Source organism: Streptomyces sp. NPDC031274 (genome assembly GCF_055570235.1).
In genome coordinates this window covers 17606-37287 of record NZ_JBVIHP010000031.1, presented here as the reverse complement: position 1 = coordinate 37287, position 19682 = coordinate 17606, and the positions used below count along the sequence as shown (strand labels likewise).

Genomic DNA, 19682 nt, shown 5'->3' with positions numbered 1-19682 from the left:
CGGAACGGTTCCGTCGGACATGCGTCGGACGCGGAACTACACCGGTCGGACACGCAGGTGGACACCCCGTCCGGACGTCCAAGACGCCGTCCGGACACCTGCCACCCCTCGATCTCTGGACGTCCGCAGCGGCCGCTCGTCGGACAGTGTCCGGACACGGTGTCCGTGCAACCCGACACCGCTAGTTTCTGGATCCGGGCGCGTAGTTCGATGACGCCGACCGGGACATCCTCCGGGCCGAGCCCTTCCTGCGTGAGGCCCCGTCATGCAACCCCCCTACAGTTTCCAACAGTTCCCGTACCCGAAAGTTTTGGTAAGCCGTGAGTGATTTACTGATGGGGAAAATTATTCACAGGCGGGGTGAATTGCGCTAGCGCAATCACAGTTGACGGCGCCACTTAGAATCGAATCTGGAAATGCATGCGAATCAATAAGTAGTGTCGTGCGTGGTAGTCTCTTTGTCAGTGGGATGCGTAGAGCGTCCCAACACAGTCCACATGAGTGAGCCCCACGCTCGCGGCTAGGCAAGACGTGGGGCTCAGGCGGTGCGGACTTCGATGGGCCCTCCCGTGCGCACGGGTGGGCCCATCAGCTTCTGTTCCTGGTCACCAGAGCTTCAGGCCGTAGTACACGGCCTGGAAGACGGCTCCCACGAGCCGGGCCACATCCGTGACCCGACGAAGCATCCTCGTCCACACCGGATCCTTGGGCCCATCGGGCCCTTCTCCGGTGCTGTACACCTCTCACCTCCCCTCGCTGGGTGATACCAGCTGGGTGTCGCCCAGGCGACTGAGGAGGCAATAGGGTGAGAATACACCACGGGGGGACCCTGTGACGCACAAGTGCTCTGCTTCCACGGGCCTTTGAGAAAGCACCGGCTAATCTGCGTGGATTAGACACGGGAGAACCTACAATTAAGCAATTACCGCCACCCCCCATATCGTTCGCGGATTCCCGGATCGGCGCAGCTCAGCGCGGTGCGACACCAGGCGAGGACTGTCACACGGGGTGGCCCCAGGGGCAGGCCGACGGGTACCCAGCCGAAGACGGGTCCACTGAGCCGTTTCCAAGCTGGCGTTTCTGACCGCGAGTTGGACAATCCTGCGCAAGGACGAAGCTCCTGGTAGACGGGTTCTCGACCAAGATCACCCGTGTCCGCCAGGAGCTTCGCGTGCTTGTCTATCCGTCCTCGATTGATCTGTCCAGCCGCACTCTGCGGTTCCTGACGGGGCAACTGACCGTGAGGCGGCAGGAGATCGGGACGCGGTGGCGACGCCTGCCCGCCGCACGTCAGGCCCTGCTCGCGCTGGCTCATCTGCGGTGCGGTGACACCTACGCCCAGCTCGCCGCCGGGTTCGGCATCGGGATCGCCACCGTCTACCGCTACATACGGGAATCCGTCGCGGTCCTGTCCCCCCTCGCCCCGACCCTGACCGAGGCGATGAAGACCATCCGGGCGAAGGCGTTCGTCATCCTCGACGGCACCCTGCTGCCCATGGACCGCATCGCCGCCGACACCCCGTACTACTCCGGGAAACATAAACGTCACGGCATGAACGTCCAGGTTCTCACCGATCCGTTCGGCCGTCTGCTGTGGGCCTCGCCAGCGTTGCCCGGCTCGACCCACGACCTCACCGCCGCCCGGCAGCACGGGATCATCGACGCCCTGGCCGATGCGGGACTCAAATGCTGGGCCGATAAGGCGTATCAAGGCGCCGGCGGACCAGTCCGCGTCCCGTTCCGAGGCCGCCGACTCAAACGATGGAAGCGTCGCCACAACACCACTCACTCCAAGATGCGCTGTGTCGGTGAGCAGGCCATGGCAACCCTCAAGGGCTGGCGGCTCTTGAGGAAACTCCGCTGCAGCACCAACCGCATCACCAACGTGCTGAAGGCCGTCCTCGTCCTTCAGCACGCATCACGGTGAGGTTGGAAAGAGCTCACTGTCGCCGGCAGGACTCCTCGGCGTGACCATCTGTCCTGATGGGCTCCGCCCGAGGAGGAGGCCGCCCTCGGAATCGCCGTCACCGATCTGCAGGCCAACGCGCGCAACCGCAAGTAGATCGTTTCTGAACAAGGTTCCCGCACACCTCTACCGCACTGCAGGGCACCGCCCGCAGGGCGTTGGGGAACCGATCGGTTGATGGACACCCTGTCTAGACAGGAAGTCAGCTGCCAGGCTGAGCAGCTGAACTCCCACCTTCATCCCCCTTGGAGAGCAGCGTGGAACTGAGCGCCACCGGCGAGCCCGCCCTCGTGCAGGACGAGACCCAGGTACACGCATCGCGGCGGGCTTATCGCCGAGCTCTACAAACTGGCACAAGACCGCTGAGCCGAACACCCCCAGGATCCGCAGGGGGAACTCTCACTCCATGAGGGAGACTCGCCTGGAGCGCGCGCGGGGCCTTGGCTTGCAAGGAGTGCGGCGCTGCAGAGAGCCTGGCCCCGCTGCTTGGCAAGGACGAGCCACGGGACCGGGGCGTAGGGATGGCCGTCAGGCGTTGGCTGCTGTCGCATCATCGTTCGTGGCGCAGTCTTTGCGTTCCTGCTCGTGGCTCTCATGTTCCCGGATCATCACGGAGTGCGGCGGGGAGTCGGGGCAGGGCTGACGCTCGCCGACCATCGGTTGCGCACCATCGCGGACGAGATCGACCGCAGCGTCTTCGCCCCGGGCGGCTGCTACGCGGGCCGGGTGACGCGCCGTGCGGCGGCATCGAGGGCAAGATGCCAGGGGTAGTCGACGGGCGTGCCGGTGCCTGGCGGGTGCGGCTCGAAGCCGTCCGGCCCGTACAGGACCGTCACGCCGGCGCCGCGGAGGGTGTCGATGGACCGCGCGAACTGCGGATGGGCGGTGAAGGCGAGGTTCACGCAGGGCATCGTGACCAGCGGGATGTTTTTGCCGATCGCCTCGGCGGCGAAGCCGACCACGAAGTGGTCGGTGATGCCCAGCGCCCACTGGTTGATCGTGTTGAACGTCGCCGGCGCCACCACGGCCACGTCCGCCGGCGGCCACGCGTCCGGTTCGCCGGGCAGCTTGTACGCACGGCGCACCGGGTGCCCGGTCAGCTCCTGCAGCTGCACCAGCTCGTCGGCCAGCCAGGCGGCCGCAGTGGGGGTGAGTCCGAGACAGACGTCCCAGCCGTCGGCCTGGGCTTTGCGGATCACGTCGGCGATGTCGTGCACGGGCGGGGCGGCACTGCCGAACAGGTACATGACGTGCGTGGCCATGCCGCCCATCCCACCACACGACGACGCCCTCACCGGCAAGGCCGGTGAGGGCGAACGTAGTTCCCGCCGCATCGCAGGCGGGTAATGTCCCAAGTGGCTGCACGGAACGAGGTGAATTATGCCCGTCTTCGATGATGAGCACACAGGTAAGCGCATCGCCGCCTATCGGAAGAAGGCGGGCCTGACACAGCACGCTCTGGCTGATCGCATCCCGTATTCCTACGGACTGCTGAAGGCGGCCGAGCGGGGAGATCGGACGGCCTCCTCCGGCCTGATCGCCGCGGTCGCCGAGGCGCTGCGCATCGATCCGGCCGTGCTTAGGGGCCAGCCGTACGTCACCGAGCTGGCCCAGGACCGGTTGATGGGCCTGATCCGGCCGATCCGTGAGGCGTTGGATCTGTATGACCTCGGCGACGATCCGGATGTCACCCTGCGGGCGCCCGGCGAGCTGGCCACCGCGGCGGACACGCTGTGCCGCAAGGTCCGCGCGACCAAGCTCCATGCCGTCGCTGTCGAGTTGCCGGGGCTGGTCACCGAGATCACCGCCGCGGCCTACCGCAACCCGTCCACCGAGATGTGGCAGGCGCTGGGCTCCACCTACCGCACGGCGCACGACGTGGCCACCAAACTCGGGTTCCCGGACTTGTCCACCGTCGCGCTGGACCGGATGGGCTGGGCCGCCCAGCGCGCCTCGGACCCGTTGCTCGGCGCGGCGCGGCAGTACATGCGGGCGCTGACCTACTTCCGCGGCGGCGAGTGCGGCATCGGGCTGCGGCTGATCGACGCTGGCCGTGGTCACCTCGGCCAGGCCGAGCCGGGCAGGAACGCCTCCGCCGTCCGGGGCCAACTGCATCTGGGCAGTGCGGTGCTGTATGCCCGCGCACGGGACAAGGAATCGGTGGCCACGCACCTGCACGAGGCACAGCAGCTGGCGAAGCGTACGGGGGAGGCCAGCGACGTGCTGTGGATGTCGTTCGGCCCCACCAACGTCAAGCTGCACCGCACCTCCACACTGATCGAGATGCGCCAGTACGGCGAGGCCGTCGAGCAGTCCAAGAACCTGGCCTTCCCAGATCACTGGTCCGCCTCGCGGGCGGCGCACCACCATGTGCACCGCAGCTACGCGCTGATGGAGACCCGCCGCTACGATCAGGCCCTCACCGAGATGATCAAAGCGCGGCGGATCGCGCCTGAGCAGACCCGCTACTACCCGCCCGCGCGGGAGACGATCCGCGCCCTGGTCCGCCAGGCCCGCCGCACCCCCGACACCCTCGATCACATGGCGGCCTGGATCGGCATGTAGCAGTGCCACATTTTTGTGGCAGTTAGCCCCCGCGTGCACGGCGACGCTGGAAGAGCCAGCAGCTCACCGACCTCCGGGAGCCGACGTGCACACCCAACACACCGATCCGGACACCAAACCGCCCGCCACGCCGCCGCGTGACCCGGTGGACCTCGCCACGATCGCCGAGACGGTCCGCCGCGCCACCGCTCCCGGCCCTCCCGTCCCTCGACCGCATCACCACCCTCTGCGGCCGACTCGCCACCGCTCCCGGCCCTCCCGTCCCTCGACCGCATCACCACCCTCTGCGGCCGACTCGCCAGTCACATCTGGCTGCTGCTGGAGGAAGACCTCGGCGAGATGGACGTGCAACTGCGAGCCCTGCGCCGCCAGGCCGAAACCCTCCTCGCTGTCGACACCACCAACGCCTCCCACGGCACCGGCTGGGAGCACGTCCGCATGCTCGGCGCCATCACCCGCGACCTGCAGACCCGCTCCCGGCGCGTTCACCAGCCGTGACCAATGGAGGAGCGGCACATGCCGCGCGACGACGTGCCTCGCTTTCCCCGGGACGGAGCCAGCACCCCCGTCCCGGGGAAGCCGAGGCACTGCAGGCCAAGGAGGCGAGATGCCCCGACTTATCTGGGACAGGACAGTACGGCCCCGCCGGGCCCCCATCCGGGGCGCGGCACTGTCCCCACCCAAGGTGTGATCATGACCATGGCAGCAGCCGGCCAGCCAGAGCGCCCGGGCTACGACGTCGATCTGGCCAGGGTTGAGCAGAGTGCAGGTGAGGCCCGGTGTCTGGTCCGCACCGCCTGCCAGGCGTGGGGTGTCGAGGACTACGTGGATGCGGCCCAGCTGGTGATCTCCGAGCTCGTCGCCAACGCCGTGCGTCACGCAGCGGGGGACTCGATCCGCGTCATCGTCGAGCCTCCGCGCGCCGACCGCCTGATGATTGCCGTGGAGGACGCGTCGCGTGGTGATCTGCCGGTCGTGTGTGCCGCGCACACCGACGATCTGAGTGTGAGCGGCCGCGGGCTGCTTCTGATCGATGCGCTCACCGAGTGCTGGGGTGTCACCCGTCTCTCCGGGGGCAAGTGCGTTTGGGCCCTGTTGGCGGTCAAGACCGAGGAACCGTGGTGAGCGCCGCGTTGTCCTGGCGGCCGCGCTGCCCGGCAGCGAGCGCCCCGGTATCGGCCCCCTTCCGGTCAGCTGGCCCAGCTCCCCAGTCCTCCAGCCGGCTGCACCAGATGAGACCGCGCCTGCCGGTGCGGCCAGCTCCGGCGGCGCGCGGTGGCGGTCCCACGCGCCGCTGGTTCAGCTCCCGCCCCTTTTGGTCAGGGGCGGGCGGCCTGGAGGCGTCCCCCGTCGCCACCAGGTCACCGGCTGCTCCCCTTCCCGTGGAGGGGAGCAGCCACAAGCCCCTGCCGGGGCCGGTTCGTTCACAGGCACTGGCCCCGGCAGGGACGCACCATCCAGCGAGAAGGAGCGAACCATGCGCATCACAGGAGCAGTGCTCGCCAGTGTCCCCGGGGAGCCGTGGCCCGGCCCGCAGGACCCGCCCAGCCCTGATGGCGGCCCCAGCGTCGGCAAGGCGTCCAAGCCCGATGGGGCGCCGCAGGCGTGAGGACCACGGCACACCAGGAGCGCCCCAGCCGTACCGGGCTGGGGCGTCTCCTCATGTCTGCGGGCGCCCTCACCTCCGAGTGGGCCCCCACGTTCGCGGCCGTCGACCGCGCCGCTTTCCTGCCCGATGTCATCTGGCCCTACGACATGGACACCGGCCACACCCTCACCATCGACCGCCGGGAGAACCCGCACGCCTGGTACGGGCACGCCGACCGGGACATCCCGATCGTCACGCAATGGGACGACGGCCACCACCAGGGCCCCGGCCCCGGGACGGTGTCCACGTCCTCCAGCTCGATGCCATCGGTCGTCTACCGGCTGCTGGCCGACCTCGACGTACAGCCGGGCATGAGCGTCTTCGACGGCGGTACCGGCAGCGGCGAAACCGCCGCTGCCCTCACCCACCGGCTCGGCCACGGCGCCGTCACCACCGCCGAAATCGACCCCGCGGTAGCCCGGGCAGCCCGCGAACGGCTGGCCAGCATGGGCCTGCGCCCGCAGTTCGTGGAGGGTGATGCCACCACCCACCTCGCCGATGCGGCCTTCGACCGGGTCCTGATCACGTTCGGACTGCGGGACTTCGGCCACCTGATCCGCATCACCAAACCCGGCGGCGAGATCGTCGCACCCTTCGGTACGCACTACAGCAACGCCGATGCCATCGCCCGCCTGACGGTCCGCGGCGGCATCGCCGAGGGCCACTTCGTGCGGCCGGTGGAGTTCATGAAGGCCCGCGCCCAGCGCGCCCCCGACATCGTGCACACCGACTACGTCGCCAGCATCAGCGACGGCGACAAACGCACCGCCGGCGTCAGTGAGGACGCCTTCACCACCGGCAAGTTCGATCCGGCGCACTGGGCGGTGAGCCTGCGCGTGCGCGACGTCGTCAAGGTCGTCGCCGACAAGCGCGAGGGCGCTCGCCCCATCTGGCTCTACGGGCCCGGCGACCAGTCGTGGGCCTGCGTCTTCTTCCGCGAGGGGATGGAAACCGTCGTGTGGCAGCACGGGCCGCGCCGCCTGTGGGACGAGGTAGAAGCCGCGTTCGCCTGGTGGATCGGCCATGACCGGCCCGCGCACGAGCGGTTCGGGCTCACCGTCACCCCCGAGGGCACCCGTGCCTGGCTCGACTCACCTGCCAACTCCTGGCCTCTTTAGCCGCTGGAGCACAATCAGACGCCGACGAGCCCGCCACTTTCAGGGTGGCGGGCTCGTCAGAACCGGCGTTGTCAGTGGGGCTTGGCACGATGGCGTGCATGAGTAAAGTCATCAACTTCAACACCGCCGACCAGGCCCGCGTCGTCGCTTTTCTGGGCGCTGGTGAGCTCACCGAGGATCAGCAGCGCATCCTGGGCATGGTCCGCGAACAGGCTCACGCCAAGCAGCGTGACCTCGAGCAGCAGGGCATCGACTGGGGGCTGACCGTTCCCGAGGCACTGGACCATCTGATAGCCGGGCGGGCCGACTCGGGTGCCCAGTACGCGGGCAACGCCTACTACACCGCCCTGCAGAAGATCATCGACTGCAACGGGTCCGACTCCAGCACCCTGGGCAGCTACTCCAGCCCGTCCACCTTCTTCGGCCTGCTGGACAAGGAACTCGCGCAGGCGGGCGTCTCCCGAGATCTGCTGCCCTCCGACTTTCTGTACGCCGGCCCGCCCGAGCAGATCCCCTTCTACATCCCCTGCCCCGTCGACGGGTCCCCGGAGATCGGCCGCTGGCCCCTCGACCAGGCCAAGCCCGCAGCCGACGCCTACCGTTCGGCCATGGACCGGATCGATCCTGACTTCCGCTACGACCTCACCGAGCTCATCAAGATGCTGGACATCGAGGACGAGAACTGGCGGGAGATGCAGGACGTCGACTGGTACACGCAGGACACGATCTTCTTCTCCATTGTCGGCTGACGGACCGGCCGTTGCAGTCCGGCTCGTCGAGACGGTCGACGCGGAGGTCATCGGCTACACCGGAGCGCCCGCGACGTAGGTTCCGATTGGATCTGTCGACGCCCGGCGTCGTGACCGGCGGACTTTGACTGGCGTCCAGAGGGTTTGTCAGCGGTTTCGTCCGACGAACCTGTCGATTTCCGCTGGCTGATGCCGTGTCCGCGGTGTCGGGCTGGTTTTGCGTGACCTTTGACAGGCGATCTTGACCGATTGCCAGGAGATCTCGTTGACCAGTGGTTTCTGGCAGCTCCCGGGGCCGGGCTTGAGACGATCGCCAGGACCGTACGAACGAATACAGGGGTGGAGATCATGATCAATCTGGTGCTGCTCGGCGTTGTGGCGCTCGCCATCAGCGGGTGTGTATGTGTGGTGTGGGCGGAGCGCGGCGGGCCCCGTTGGGTCCGTGGCGTGGCGAGCGTGACGCTCGCCGCGAGCGAGCTGGTGCGTCGCTCCCGGAAGAGGAACCGGCGACGGAGCTCGGGAGTCACCAGTGGCCGCGACTAACTCGGAACGGATGAAGCAACCTGAACTGGTGGTCAAAGTCGTCTGACAATCGGTCAAGATCGCTTGTTAGCGGTCATTGTGTCCGACTTCTTCCTCGCCCGGGGTGCAGGCCCCCTCGGGGGTGTTGCCTGCCGCGCAGCCCCCTGTCTTCCCGGTGCGCTGCATGGCACCGTGGCCGACCGATCGTGCCTCCCAGTGATCGACGCGCGATGGGCCGTTGCGCCGTGGCATGCCGGTGCCGCTGCCGGCGGGCCAAGGGGATGTCTTGCGGCGCGCTCGCGTGTCTTGCGGCCTCGTGTTGGGGGAGAGGCGGGGGCTGGACCCCCGCGCGGTGCTCAGAAAGACGGTGGGGGGCGGATTGCTAGCGTTCGGTCCATGCCACGAAGCAAACCCAGTGCTGCTGACCAGGAGTTATTGGACCGGGCGCAGGCTGCCGGCTATTGCGTCGGTGCGAGCCAGCTCGAACGTTGGCGCAGGCGGGGCCTGTTGCCGCAGCCTTCCCGCGTCTATCTGGGCCGTTACGGCAGCAGGTCGGTGTACCCGGAGGGCACCGGTGACCTCGTCTGTTCCCTTGCCCGTCATCGTGCTTTAGGACGCAGGAGTGATGACCTGGCACTGCTTGCCTTCTTCGACGGAGCACCGGTCCCCGAGATGGCTCTCAAACTGGCTATCGCGCGGTCGTACTTCACCGGCCGCTTCCGCCACGAGGACGCCGTCACGCGACTGACGGCACGGTTGCCGGACGGCTGGAAGGATGAGCTCGGGCCCGATTACGAGGCCGCGGAGGCGGAGGCGCATCTTGACCTCGCCAAGGGTGGCCGGGCGATCCGGCAGATGCGCATCAATCTGCGTCGCTTGCCCGGTCTCGCCCGGGCCTCACGCCAAGAGGTGGACGAGCGCCTGGCCGGTGTGCTTGCGGGCCTGAACCGGATCCGGCTTCCCGAAGACGACCCGGCGTTCATGGCCGATCTGACTGCTGCCCTGGCCCTGGACACCGCGGAAGACGGCGACGATGCGCTCGCCGTGTGGGAGTACGCAGCCATTTGTCATGCCGCGCAGATGGCCGAGTATCAGGAGACCTCGCCCCAGGAGCGGCTGGACCTGCTGCTGCTGGCGAGCGCGGAGGATCTCGCTGCCCTACGCGAGGAGACGCGGCAGGCTCTCGATGAGATGTGGCACCGTGCGACCGGCGGACGGCAGGCCCGGGCCGACTATTGCGCACCCGGGCTCGTCCGCAACGCAGCAGCGATGCTGATGGAGTGGATGAGTGCCCGTCAGGTCCATCGGGCGGGCGCAGGCATGGCCGAATGCAACTTCATTCGCTCCTTGGCCCATCTAGATCTGTGCTGCTTGATCGCTGGAGCTCCGGCAGAGGCGCGCGGAAGGAACGCTGTGGGGGAGGGGCGCGCCCGCTTTGTCGCCCGCACGACAGGAGCCGCCCCATGAACTGCCGTGGTGTCTCATCTGGGCCGTCGGTTGGATGCGGATCGTCGATCACCGCGAACCGCCCGGCCTCTTTCGTAATCCGGCCAGGATCGCAGGCGTTCTGCTCATGGATGGCTTTGTCGATGACAAGGGGCCCTGGTCCACATTGCGTGGTGTCGGCCCGGCGCGCTGTTGCGTGCTTTGACGAAGGCGCCTGACCTGCGACGGTCGCGTCCTGCGAAGTGGCCTAGCGCCGAGGCCAGTTCGCCACGTTCTCGCAGGTGAGCGCCATGTGTAAGGCGCACGATCACACCACTCGGCGGGACACCACCCCTGCGACGTACTGAGCCGCCTGTCGCCCGGACATCGCAGCTTGTGCTGGCTCCACGCGAAGTGGACCAGAGCCGCTCTACCTCAGGCAGACCCTTAGGGTCTCTCCGCGGCGGGCCAGCTTCAGCGCGCGAGACTGGATAGACGGGCCAAGCGTCATCGAGGCGCGCCGAGCGCACCACGAGGCAGATCAGCCGCTCGCCCAGGTCGGCACGGGCCTGCTCGTATGCGGTGAGCCAGTAAGAGAGCTGCTCACCTGTGAGATCGGCCAGCGCCAGGCCGCGGCGGGCCGCGAAGTCCTCAACGGCCCCTTCAATCAACGGCACGTTGGCCGTCGCTGGCGAGGAGGCGGGACAGGACGTGGATGCGCCAGCGCCGGGGAAACGCGGGGTCGTAGAGCTGCTGGTGCTGGAGTAGCGGCAGGAACCTTGATCGGCACCCCGCCCAAGCACCGCGTCGCGCTCATTCTCCAGGCAGCGCTATACCTGCTCAGCTATGCCCACGGCCATCGGATCCCCGCGCCCCTCACCCAGCCCGCCCCCCGAACAGGGCCAGACTTTCCGAGGTCGGCAAAGACACCGGAGGACGCGCTCGACGAATCACTCGAACGCGGCCGCAGCAGCCCTGCCATCCCGCTCCTCGAGAATGCGCCGGAACGCCCCACCGGCACGCAGCTGCACCGGTGCCGCGGTGTCCAGCACGAGCACCGGCAGAGCCCGGCGCATGGCAGCAGGTACCCGGGTGAACTGTCCCCGCGCCGGGGTGCTGCGGGCCGCAAAGTACACCAGCGAGTCCAGCGGCTCGGCCTCACTGTCATGGGTGAGCCGCTACGTCAGACGCACGCACCAGGAAGCATCTGCGGGAGCATCCAGGTCCTGGCTCGCATAGCCCGCCGGGTCCAGCGGCTTCAGGAAGCCATCGACCAACTGCTGGACGTCCGCGTCGACGTGCCACGCATCTGGGTGACCGGCGAGCTGGCCGCATGGTTCCGCCACCTGGCCACCGTCGAAGCACGTTCGCCGTGCCTCTGCGCACCCATCCCGCGCTACGCATGACAGCGCCGTCACGGGAGAAGCCTCCACCGGCGGCAGGAGCACGCCGGTGCTGGCTGGCGCGTACTTCCACTGGACGACCTGCTCGAATCTGCTGTCTGGAGCGGGGGCAGGCACACCTCTGAGCCCAGGATCGTCCTGAGGGGCGTAACAGGTCTATCCGTGCTGGATTTCGTCTCGTGCGGTTGATCTCTGCTCATCGAACAACATGCTGGCCAGGCTGTCGCCTACTTGCGGTGGAGGCTCCCCCTCATGCTTGCACGCGAGGAGGAGCCTCCATCGGCTGGCAGGACGAATACCAGTGATCTTCGCTCTCGTGCTAGCGGTACCTGCTCTGGCCGCAACCGTTGTCATGACCGTCCTTCTTCCGGCGGAACCGGCCGTCTTTACAACTGCCTCAGCGATTGAAGGCCGACAGCTCGATTGCCTGACTGAGGTCACGTTGAGTCGCGAACCAACACCTCAGGTGTCGAGTCGGGCACGTCGACCAGGATGCACAGTCATCGCGGCGTCCTGGTCGGCGGCAGCGGCTTCGTGCAGCACCGCATGGCGTCAGCTCCTACCCCGGCGCCCCGAAGCCGATTTGCGGTCCTATCGGCCTGTCACGTCCCTCGGGAAGGGAGCCTGTCGAACAGCCGCCCTCGGGGGCGGATCACGTGATCGGGCGTGTAGAGCGCTGTTCTGGCCGTGCTGAGGAAGGTGGCCAGGGCGGTGACGAGTCGGGCGCCGGCGTCTTTGGTCGAGATCGGTGTCGCGCCGGTGGGGCCGGCCGGCCGCATGGTGAGGGCGGGAGCGGGGGGATGGCCTGGGTCAAGTCCGGATCGTTTGATGGCCGCCAGCCAGTCCTCCAGCGCCTGGTCCACGTGCCAGCACGCGGCCACCACGTTTTCTGGCCCCTCCAGTGTCAGCGCGATGGTGGCTTGCCTGGCGCGCTCCAGATGTTCGATCGCTTTTCCCAGGGACTCCGATGCCTTCTCTTCCAGCATCTGGTATTTGTCCGGGTCGCGTTGGGACGTCATCGCGGTCGTAGCATCTTCCTGGTGCGCAGAGCATCGCTGTAGTTCTGCTTGGGTTCGCTCCACGGCGGACATGAAGGCCGCGTAGGCCTCCCTTCGCGCCTGTCGCCGCCATTGCGCGATGGCCGCGGCTGACTGTTTGTGGCCGGCCAGCCACGCGGCTCCCAGTCCTCCACCCGCACCGATCGCCGCACCGATCAACCCAGCCGTAACACCGTCCATAGTCGACATCCTGCTTGTTGTAGGCGGGCCGGCGCAGGGAGTTGCTGGCCCGCGGTACCGTGCTGCTCCGGTGGATCACAGGGGAGTTGATGCTGTGTCGCGTCTTCGCCTCGCCTATCGGCTGGCGGGGCTACACGTAGGTCCGGTCCGGCAGCGGTTTGATCGATCCTGCTCGGATGAGTGAGACCGTGGCCGGCGCGCATCCCTGTGGGGCTGTACGGGCGTCGGCGGGGCGCGGTCCCGCGTTTCGTGGTGCTGAACCATGCCGGCCTGGTCCGCATCACGGTGACGGCAGCCCACGAGCGAAGAGGCCGCTTGGTGTCGGCGGTGGCGCCGTGCGATCTGGTTGTCTCGGTCTGCGTGTTGAGGAGGGGGTCGGGCAGGCGTGATGGGTGGTGGTGGGGTGAACTAGGTTTATTGTGGGGCGCGTTGGCGCTGTTGTGGATCGTGTGGGCCGGCCTTGCGAGTGCGCCCGGGGGAGTACCGCCTTGGCGCGGGGCTGTCGGTAGCTGGGCGGGGCGTGAGGCGGGGTCTGTGGTGTGGGGCGGGCGGGGCTGGCCGTGACACGGTCCATACGAGGGGAGCTGCTGTGACGGGGCGGAAAGTATCTTCGGGCTGGGTGGTGGTTCGGCTGGGTGATGTCCTGCACAGTCCGTTGGCCGCCGGCCGGGCGGCGGCCAACGGTGTAGGCGGTGGATGGCCTGTGCTGCGTCCCACGGCTCTTTCCGGTGCAGTGGTGGACTGCGGGGATGTCGAGGGCCCCGGCGGGCGGACAGGGGCAGTGGGGGGAGGGGGGCCGGTTATTGCCCAGGAGGGGGACTTTCTTGTCTGTCGTCGTTCGGGGGTGCTGGACCGGCTCGGGCGTGGGGCGCTGGTCGGTGACGGCGGTGGGCCGGTGGCCTTGGCGGGCAGCATGACACGGGTGCGGGTGCGGCCGGAGATGCTGTGCCCCGGCTACCTTGCGTACCTGTGGCAGACGACCGGTGTGCGCGAACAGCTCGAGGCAGCAGCGGGTGGCGGCCGGATGCGCTCGCTAACGGGGCGCGCCCTGCAGGACATCAGGCTTTCCTTGCCTGCGCCGGCGGAGCAGCGCCGCATTACAGGCGAACTGCGCGAACGGCTGCACCGGTTGGATTGGGGGGAAGAACTGCTGCGCCGGGCTGCGGCAGAGGCTGCTGCGCTACAAGACGCGGCCCACAGTGCTCTGGCTCCGGTGCACGAGGAGGTTTTTGGAAGCACCGTGCCCCGCGGGTGGGCGTGGGGAAGGCTCGGCGATGTCCTTCACCGGATCGAGGCGGGGCGATCCCTGCGGTGCGAGGGGCGGCCCGCGCGGTACGACGAGTGGGGAGTGATCAAAACCAGCGCCATGACGCGCGGGGCCTTCCTCACGTGTGAGAACAAGGCGCTGCCCGCGGGAGTGCGCGTCGATGAGCGCCATGAGATCAGGGCCGGTGACATCCTGCTGTGCCGCGCCAACAGCCCCGCCCACGTCGGTGCAACCGTGCGGGTCGCCGCATCGCGCCCGCGCCTGCTTCTGAGCGACAAGAGCCTTCGGCTGGTGCCCGCGCCGCATATCGACGGAAACTGGCTGACCCAGCTGCTTGCCACCAGCTATGTGCGCGCTCAGATCGCGCAGCACAGCGGCGGCACCCTCACGTCGATGCACAACATTTCTCAGTCCAGCCTGCTGGACATTGAGATCCCCATTCCACCGGACAGGGAACGGGAACGGCTGGGTCGGGAAGCCGCTGCGTTGAAGGAGGGGGCACACGACCTGCATGCCCGGGTGCAGCAGTTGCTGGCGACATCCCTGCGGCTGCGCCGGGCACTTGTCGATGCGGCCTGCACCGGGCGGCTCGCGCGTGAAGCGGATGCCGGCGCACCGCCACCAGAAGGTGCCCTGGCCCTCGGGTCGGGGCTCTTCGTCCGGCGTGCAGAGCGTGCCGGGCGAGCCCTCCGCGTGCCCGCCGGCCGGGAAGCCGCCCGCCGGCCTGCCGACATACTTGCCGCTGTACAGCTGGAGCTCGAGCTATGACCGATCCTCTGCCCCTGCCCCCATACGTCACGGAATGGAACGGCGAGGATTCGAAGCTGGCCGGCAGGCTCCTGGAATACTGCGATGTGCTCGGCGACCGCGGCCTGACCATGATGGAAGCCGCCGAACAGCTCACCTACCTCCTCATGCTCAAAATCGAGGACGCACGGTCGACTTCGCCGTGGGCTGTTATGGCCCGCGGAGACCGGCCAGCTGCACCTGAGCCCTATGCATGGAGTTCCCTGCCCCCGCTGCACGGCGATGAACTCATGGCCCACTACGGCAAGATGCTCGCCCACCGGTCGCGTGAGAAGACCGGCACGGCGCTGGATGCCGTCTTCGCCGGTGCGCAGAACCACATCCGTGACGGGGCCCTGCTGAGCCGGCTTGTCCTTGGTCTCCAGAGCTGGACCGTGTACCCGGCGCAGCTGGGGGAGGCCTATGACGCTCTCCTGGAACGGGCGATGAACGATGTAAGGACCGGCGCGGGCCAGTACTTCACACCCCGTTTCCTCATCGACGCCGTGGTCGAGGTCCTCCGGCCGGAGCTGGCCGATACCGTCACCGATCCGGCCTGCGGGACGGGCGGCTTCTTGACCGGCGTGTACGACTACCTGGCACACCATGTGCCGCGCGACGCCACCTGCGAGGAGTGGCGTCGCTTCGAAGCGGAGCAGATCTGGGGGCAGGAGCTGGTCGCGGGCACGGCCCGGCTGGCGACAGTGAACCTGCTGCTGCACGGTATCGGCTCTCCGGCGCAGCCAGCACTGATCGCCGTGGGCGACGCGCTGGCCCAGCCGCCGTGCAGAGGTGCCTCACTGGTACTGGCGCATCCGCCCTTCGGCAGGCGCGCAGCGCTACCCATCGAGCCCTCCGGCATCCCCCGCCGGGACGCCTGCCTCCGGGAGGACTTCGTGGCCGGCTCGCCCGAGAAGCAGGTCAACTTCCTGCAGCACGTCATGTCGCTGACAGCGGCACCGGGGCGGGCAGCCATCGTCGTGCCCGACAGCATCCTCTACAGCGCGGGCGCCGCGGAGCGTGTGCGCCGGCATCTGCTCGAGCACTTCGATGTCCATACGCTGCTCAGGCTGCCTGCCGGGACCTTCCGTAACAGTGGTATCAAGGCCCATGTCGTCTTCTTCGACCGGCCTGCGCACCCCACCGGCGGCCACCCTGCCACCACCGACATCTGGGTCTACGACCTGCGCTCGCCTCATCCTTACGCACCTGCCCATGTCCCCCTTGGCCGCAGTGACCTGGACGATTTCGTCTCCGTGTACCTGCCGGGCAGGCCGCGCACCGACCGAGTGCAGACGCAGCACTTTAGGCGCTTCGACGTCCGTGAGGTGCTCGGCCGTGACGGTGCCCGCCTGGACCTGACCTGGCCCCAGGACCCGCTGCACGCCGAGGGCGCTGCGAACCCGCAGGAGATTGCCCGAAACGTCGTACGCGATCTGCGTGAGGCGCTCACGGTGTTCGAAGAGCTCACCGCGGAGCTGCACGGCACAGCCGAGTGATCCGCACACCGCCTGTTGCCTGGAACGATCCGCAGCCAGAGCGGCCCTCACTGCTTTGCCGGTTCCGGCCGCCCGGGCAGGGCTTTGCTGAGGGGAGCAGGCGGTCCTGCCTGTCGCCTCATCGTGCTGGGCTCAGAGTTTGGGGACGTGGAGGTCGGCGAAGAGCTGGCGGGTGGCGGGATGGGTGGAGTACAGGACGGTGCCGCGGATGGAGCGTGTCATCAGGACGCCGTAGGCGTTGCAAAGGCGGTCGGTGAGGACGGTGTCGGAGTCGATCCGGCTGGCCTTGCTTTTCACCTGGCTGCGGTCCAGGGTCCAGGTGGTTCCGGTCCAGGTGAGGTCGGGGCCCATGATGACGCCGCCCCACTCGTACTCCAGGCCCTGCACGGTGTGCACGCATCCGATCTGCCCGAAGCCTCCTTCGTCCGTGGCCCAGTAGTAGCGCTTCGGTACGCCAGGTGTGTCATGAGCGTCGTCCGCGTTCCAGGGGCGGGCCCATCCGGGTTCGGGGGCGACGTCGGGGACCGTGCCGGAGGTGTCGGTCCACTCCCAGCACATCCCCGCCGTCATCCGGGCGCTGGCGCCGTCATCCAGCTTCGCTTGAAGGAACTTCTCCATCCGTGCGGCGCTGTCGCAGTAGTACAGCTCGAAGGGCTCCTCGTCCGTTCCGTCGTCGGCCCGCCAGGGGAGGGGATCACCGAGCAGCAGCCGTTTGACCCACGTGTCGTAGGTGGAACTGCCCACCGCACGCAGTGCACGGTCGAAGTCGATCGGAACGACCTCCGCCTGCAGTTGCTGGATCTCGTCGATGAGCAGTTCCTCGGACCAGACCTCGTTGTCGAACAGGCGCTGGTCACCGTCGATGAAGAAGACCGGGACCCTCGCCCTGGACACGATGACCTCGACCGAGGACTCGCCGTCCCGCATGTAGAACGAGCCCTTCATCGGTCGCTCGGTGAGCCGGTGGGCCTCGTCGCACAGGATGAGGTCCACGTCATCGGGCCCGAACTCGTCCGCAACTTTGTTGAGGGTCATGAACGTTTTGCCGTAGCCCCGTGGTGCACCCCGCCTAAAGTTCTCGCGCGAGGCCACGCCACCGGATACGAAACGAGCGTCGTAGCCGTCCCTGATGGCGTCGCCCAGCAGGGTGAGCGCGGCAAGCGATTTGCCGGTACCTGCCCGGCCGCGGATCACATAGACCTTCTTGAGGCCCCCTGCCGGCTCGCGGAGCGATGCCATGACGTCCTGCACAGCTTTGAGTTGGTTTTCCACCAGGCTGAAGTGCGTGTGTCCATGGATGATGTTGCCGGTCTCGGAGGTCAGGAGTGCGGTCGAGCGGCGCCGCTGCAGCAGAGCCTCGGCAGCGTCGGCTCCGTCGGCCGCACTGAAGGTGGATTTAAGGAATGTCCGCAGCTTGGCCGGCTGGCGGGCCGTGAACGTGCGGATGCCCGGGCAGGGCATGACCTGGCTGATCCACTGAGACTGCGGATCCTTGAGATTGTGCAGATAGGCGGCACCGGTGAGATGGACGTAGCGGTCGTCGAACATGCTGTGGTGCTGTTTGAGGGACTCGATGTTGGCCCGCACCTGCACGGCCGGGTGCTTCTTGTGCGCCGAGTAGAAGGGGGCGTAGACGCGATCGATCATGCACTGTTTGCATAAGGTCTCAGCGGCCGGATTCCGGCACTGGGCGCACAGGCCCTTGGTGTGCTTGGCACGGTCGGGCCGCTCGACCGTGCCCCACTGCTTCAGCTCGATGGCCGCGAAGCTCAGCCCGCCCTGGGGGTGGTGGCCGGCCAGGACCACATCGATGGGGTTCATGTGGGGGTCAACGCGGTATTCGATGAACACCCACACCTGGCCGAGGCCGAGATCCTTGAGTGTCGTGGCCACCTCGTAGACGCTCTCGCGCCAGGATTCGGTGTCCGCGGCTGAGGGCTCCTGCCCTGTGGGGTGCGCCGCCTTGTAGCACTCGGCGATCTTGTCCTTGAGGCGTTCCCGGTCGCGCACCATCTCTTCGGCAGGCCAGTAAGCCTCCAGTACCGCCCACGTACCCCCGCCAGCCACTACCGCCCACCCGCTTTTCTATGCCGACCGATCAGCCCGGACAGCAACGGCTTCGGCAGATCGGCCGTCGGTGTCAAAGAGGTGGCTGAGTATCCCAGCCCTGCCATAGCGCAGACAAGTGATCTTCGGCCAGCCCGGTAGCCTGCTACGGTCGCGACTGCGGCGGCGCCGGACATGCGACCGAGCGCAAGCTCACCGACTCGCTTCCGCGCCGCCGCCCCACAGAACAGCCGCGCAGCCGCCGGGACCAAGGCAACTCTCTGCGCGCCCACTCGCGCGCGATCGTACGGGCACGACGTGTCAAGAAGCCCTGCCTGCAGCCCCCTTGGTGCTGTCCCCCGGGAGCGCGGCCCGGCACCCGCAACTGCTGTGCGCAGCACAGGCCCGCCAACACCCCACAGGACCAACCGAGTTGCCTTCCTCCGCTTCGGGCGCTTTGTGGAAATCTCCTGACGCGGGAAGGTGAGGGCGCGCCGGTCGGCGTGTACTCGCCGACCGGCGCTGGGCCCCTCCTCGTTTCTACAGGCCGCACCAGGAGCAGATGAGCTGTCCCAGTACATAGACGCCCACCTTGGTCAGGACCTGTCCGACGTGCCGCAGAACGGTCCGCCGCTTGGTGTTCTTCTCCGTGTCCAAGAGGTTCCTCTCTCAGCAATGGCCCGCCCCAACCGGTGCGGGGAGTGCCTCCCGGCGACTCCGCCGGGCGGCCGAACCCACAGATCGGGTAGGGCAGATGAAGCTTGAGAAAGGGGCTTGGGCGACACGATACCGGTGCTGCGCGCACGGGCGCAGTCGATATGGATCATGCGGCGAGCGATTTACTCCGACGCACCGGAGCAAGGGCCTTGGAGGTCAGTAAAAGAGCCCAGAGTTCCGCGGCGCAGTACTGGGGCCTCCTGCGCCAGGACGCCGAGCTGCGGGGACTTAAGGTCGGCGCCCCTCAACACTCGTGACGGCGCGGGCGCGCTCCCTGCGCAGCGAGCGCTCAAGTCCTGTGCTCCAGCCTTCGAGTTGGGGGACAGTGTCATCGCCGCCAGAGCGGTACAGCGGGCAACCGGGCGCCGGAAAGAGGGTTGGCGGCTGTGCCTTGGTAGCCGGTGGCCGGCCGTGACAGGTCGGATGCATCCGGATGACGACATTCCGTCCCAGACCGCTCCTGCCTAATTGCGGCATATGACCATCAAAGAGAGGGTGGCGTGCCCTGGCGCTTTTGTAGGGAGCGGGCGCAGGGCATATGCGGTCAGCGAGGAACCGACAGAATTCAGGTGTCCAACGGCCGCTCCTGGAGCAGCCGGCAGCCGCCACCTGGCACGCCTGCAGGCGGCCGACTGATAAGTGAGGCGGCGTGGGGGGGGGGGGGGGGGGGGGGGGGGGGGCGGGGCCTCGCCCGGCCCGCCGGGGGAGGGAAGTGCGGTGTAGGGGGGTGTGC

At 67.8% G+C, this 19682-nt stretch carries 16 protein-coding genes; 12 read left to right on the top strand and 4 right to left on the bottom strand.

All coding sequences use genetic code 11. The annotated features are described in order from the left end of the window. Positions 1–605: 605 nt before the first annotated feature. The gene (locus tag ACZ5CR_RS36585) at positions 606–740 is read right to left on the bottom strand and encodes a hypothetical protein (protein WP_468865753.1); all 135 of its coding nucleotides are present in this window, start codon (positions 738–740) and stop codon (positions 606–608) included. Between the two features lie 431 nt (positions 741–1171). Between ACZ5CR_RS36585 and ACZ5CR_RS36580 the strand changes: the two genes are divergently transcribed. After that, a complete protein-coding gene (locus tag ACZ5CR_RS36580; protein WP_468865751.1) occupies positions 1172–1927 on the top strand; it encodes a transposase family protein in 756 nt (251 codons plus the stop codon). A 752-nt stretch (positions 1928–2679) separates the two neighbouring features. On the opposite strand, the gene ACZ5CR_RS36575 is transcribed toward ACZ5CR_RS36580, so the two are convergent. Then, positions 2680–3228 carry a flavoprotein gene (locus tag ACZ5CR_RS36575; protein WP_468865749.1) on the bottom strand — a complete coding sequence of 183 codons (549 nt, stop codon included), beginning with the start codon at positions 3226–3228 and terminating at the stop codon, positions 2680–2682. 118 nt (positions 3229–3346) lie between these two features. On the opposite strand from ACZ5CR_RS36575, the gene ACZ5CR_RS36570 reads away from it, so the two are divergent. The 9 genes from ACZ5CR_RS36570 (at position 3347) to ACZ5CR_RS36530 (ending at position 11399) form a co-directional block, all read left to right on the top strand. Next, on the top strand, positions 3347–4531 hold the full coding sequence (locus ACZ5CR_RS36570; protein ID WP_468865748.1) for a helix-turn-helix domain-containing protein: 1185 nt from the start codon (positions 3347–3349) through the stop codon (positions 4529–4531). A gap of 339 nt (positions 4532–4870) precedes the next feature. Next, positions 4871–5029, top strand: a complete 159-nt coding sequence (locus tag ACZ5CR_RS36565; protein ID WP_468865746.1) for a hypothetical protein — start codon at positions 4871–4873, stop codon at positions 5027–5029. Between the two features lie 195 nt (positions 5030–5224). Further along, a complete protein-coding gene (locus tag ACZ5CR_RS36560) occupies positions 5225–5656 on the top strand; it encodes an ATP-binding protein (RefSeq protein WP_468865744.1) in 432 nt (143 codons plus the stop codon). Positions 5657–6008: 352 nt separating this feature from the next. Next, complete coding sequence (locus ACZ5CR_RS36555; RefSeq protein ID WP_468865742.1) at positions 6009–6140, top strand: hypothetical protein; 132 nt, start codon at positions 6009–6011, stop codon at positions 6138–6140. Next, positions 6137–7297 (top strand): methyltransferase domain-containing protein, encoded by a 1161-nt coding sequence (locus ACZ5CR_RS36550; RefSeq protein WP_468865740.1) that lies wholly within the window; start codon positions 6137–6139, stop codon positions 7295–7297. Before ACZ5CR_RS36555 ends, ACZ5CR_RS36550 begins: the two co-directional genes overlap by 4 nt. Before the next feature lie 98 nt (positions 7298–7395). After that, the gene (locus ACZ5CR_RS36545) at positions 7396–8046 is read left to right on the top strand and encodes a DUF7691 family protein (RefSeq protein WP_468865737.1); all 651 of its coding nucleotides are present in this window, start codon (positions 7396–7398) and stop codon (positions 8044–8046) included. 348 nt (positions 8047–8394) lie between these two features. Next, complete coding sequence (locus ACZ5CR_RS36540) at positions 8395–8589, top strand: hypothetical protein (protein ID WP_468865734.1); 195 nt, start codon at positions 8395–8397, stop codon at positions 8587–8589. Positions 8590–8964: 375 nt separating this feature from the next. Then, positions 8965–10035: a hypothetical protein gene (locus tag ACZ5CR_RS36535; protein WP_468865732.1), complete on the top strand. Its 1071-nt coding sequence runs from the start codon at positions 8965–8967 to the stop codon at positions 10033–10035. Between the two features lie 1124 nt (positions 10036–11159). Continuing rightward, positions 11160–11399 (top strand): hypothetical protein, encoded by a 240-nt coding sequence (locus ACZ5CR_RS36530; protein WP_468865729.1) that lies wholly within the window; start codon positions 11160–11162, stop codon positions 11397–11399. A gap of 599 nt (positions 11400–11998) precedes the next feature. On the opposite strand, the gene ACZ5CR_RS36525 is transcribed toward ACZ5CR_RS36530, so the two are convergent. Then, complete coding sequence (locus ACZ5CR_RS36525; RefSeq protein ID WP_468865727.1) at positions 11999–12634, bottom strand: hypothetical protein; 636 nt, start codon at positions 12632–12634, stop codon at positions 11999–12001. 844 nt (positions 12635–13478) lie between these two features. On the opposite strand from ACZ5CR_RS36525, the gene ACZ5CR_RS36520 reads away from it, so the two are divergent. Together ACZ5CR_RS36520 and ACZ5CR_RS36515 are read left to right on the top strand one after the other, a co-directional pair. Next, on the top strand, positions 13479–14669 hold the full coding sequence (locus ACZ5CR_RS36520) for a restriction endonuclease subunit S domain-containing protein (RefSeq protein WP_468865725.1): 1191 nt from the start codon (positions 13479–13481) through the stop codon (positions 14667–14669). Next, positions 14666–16186, top strand: coding sequence for an HsdM family class I SAM-dependent methyltransferase (locus ACZ5CR_RS36515; protein ID WP_468865722.1), 1521 nt, complete (start codon positions 14666–14668; stop codon positions 16184–16186). Before ACZ5CR_RS36520 ends, ACZ5CR_RS36515 begins: the two co-directional genes overlap by 4 nt. A 132-nt stretch (positions 16187–16318) precedes the next feature. Here ACZ5CR_RS36515 and ACZ5CR_RS36510 read toward each other — a convergent pair whose 3' ends face one another. Beyond that, positions 16319–18253 (bottom strand): DNA/RNA helicase domain-containing protein, encoded by a 1935-nt coding sequence (locus ACZ5CR_RS36510; protein WP_468865720.1) that lies wholly within the window; start codon positions 18251–18253, stop codon positions 16319–16321. Positions 18254–19682: the final 1429 nt, after the last annotated feature.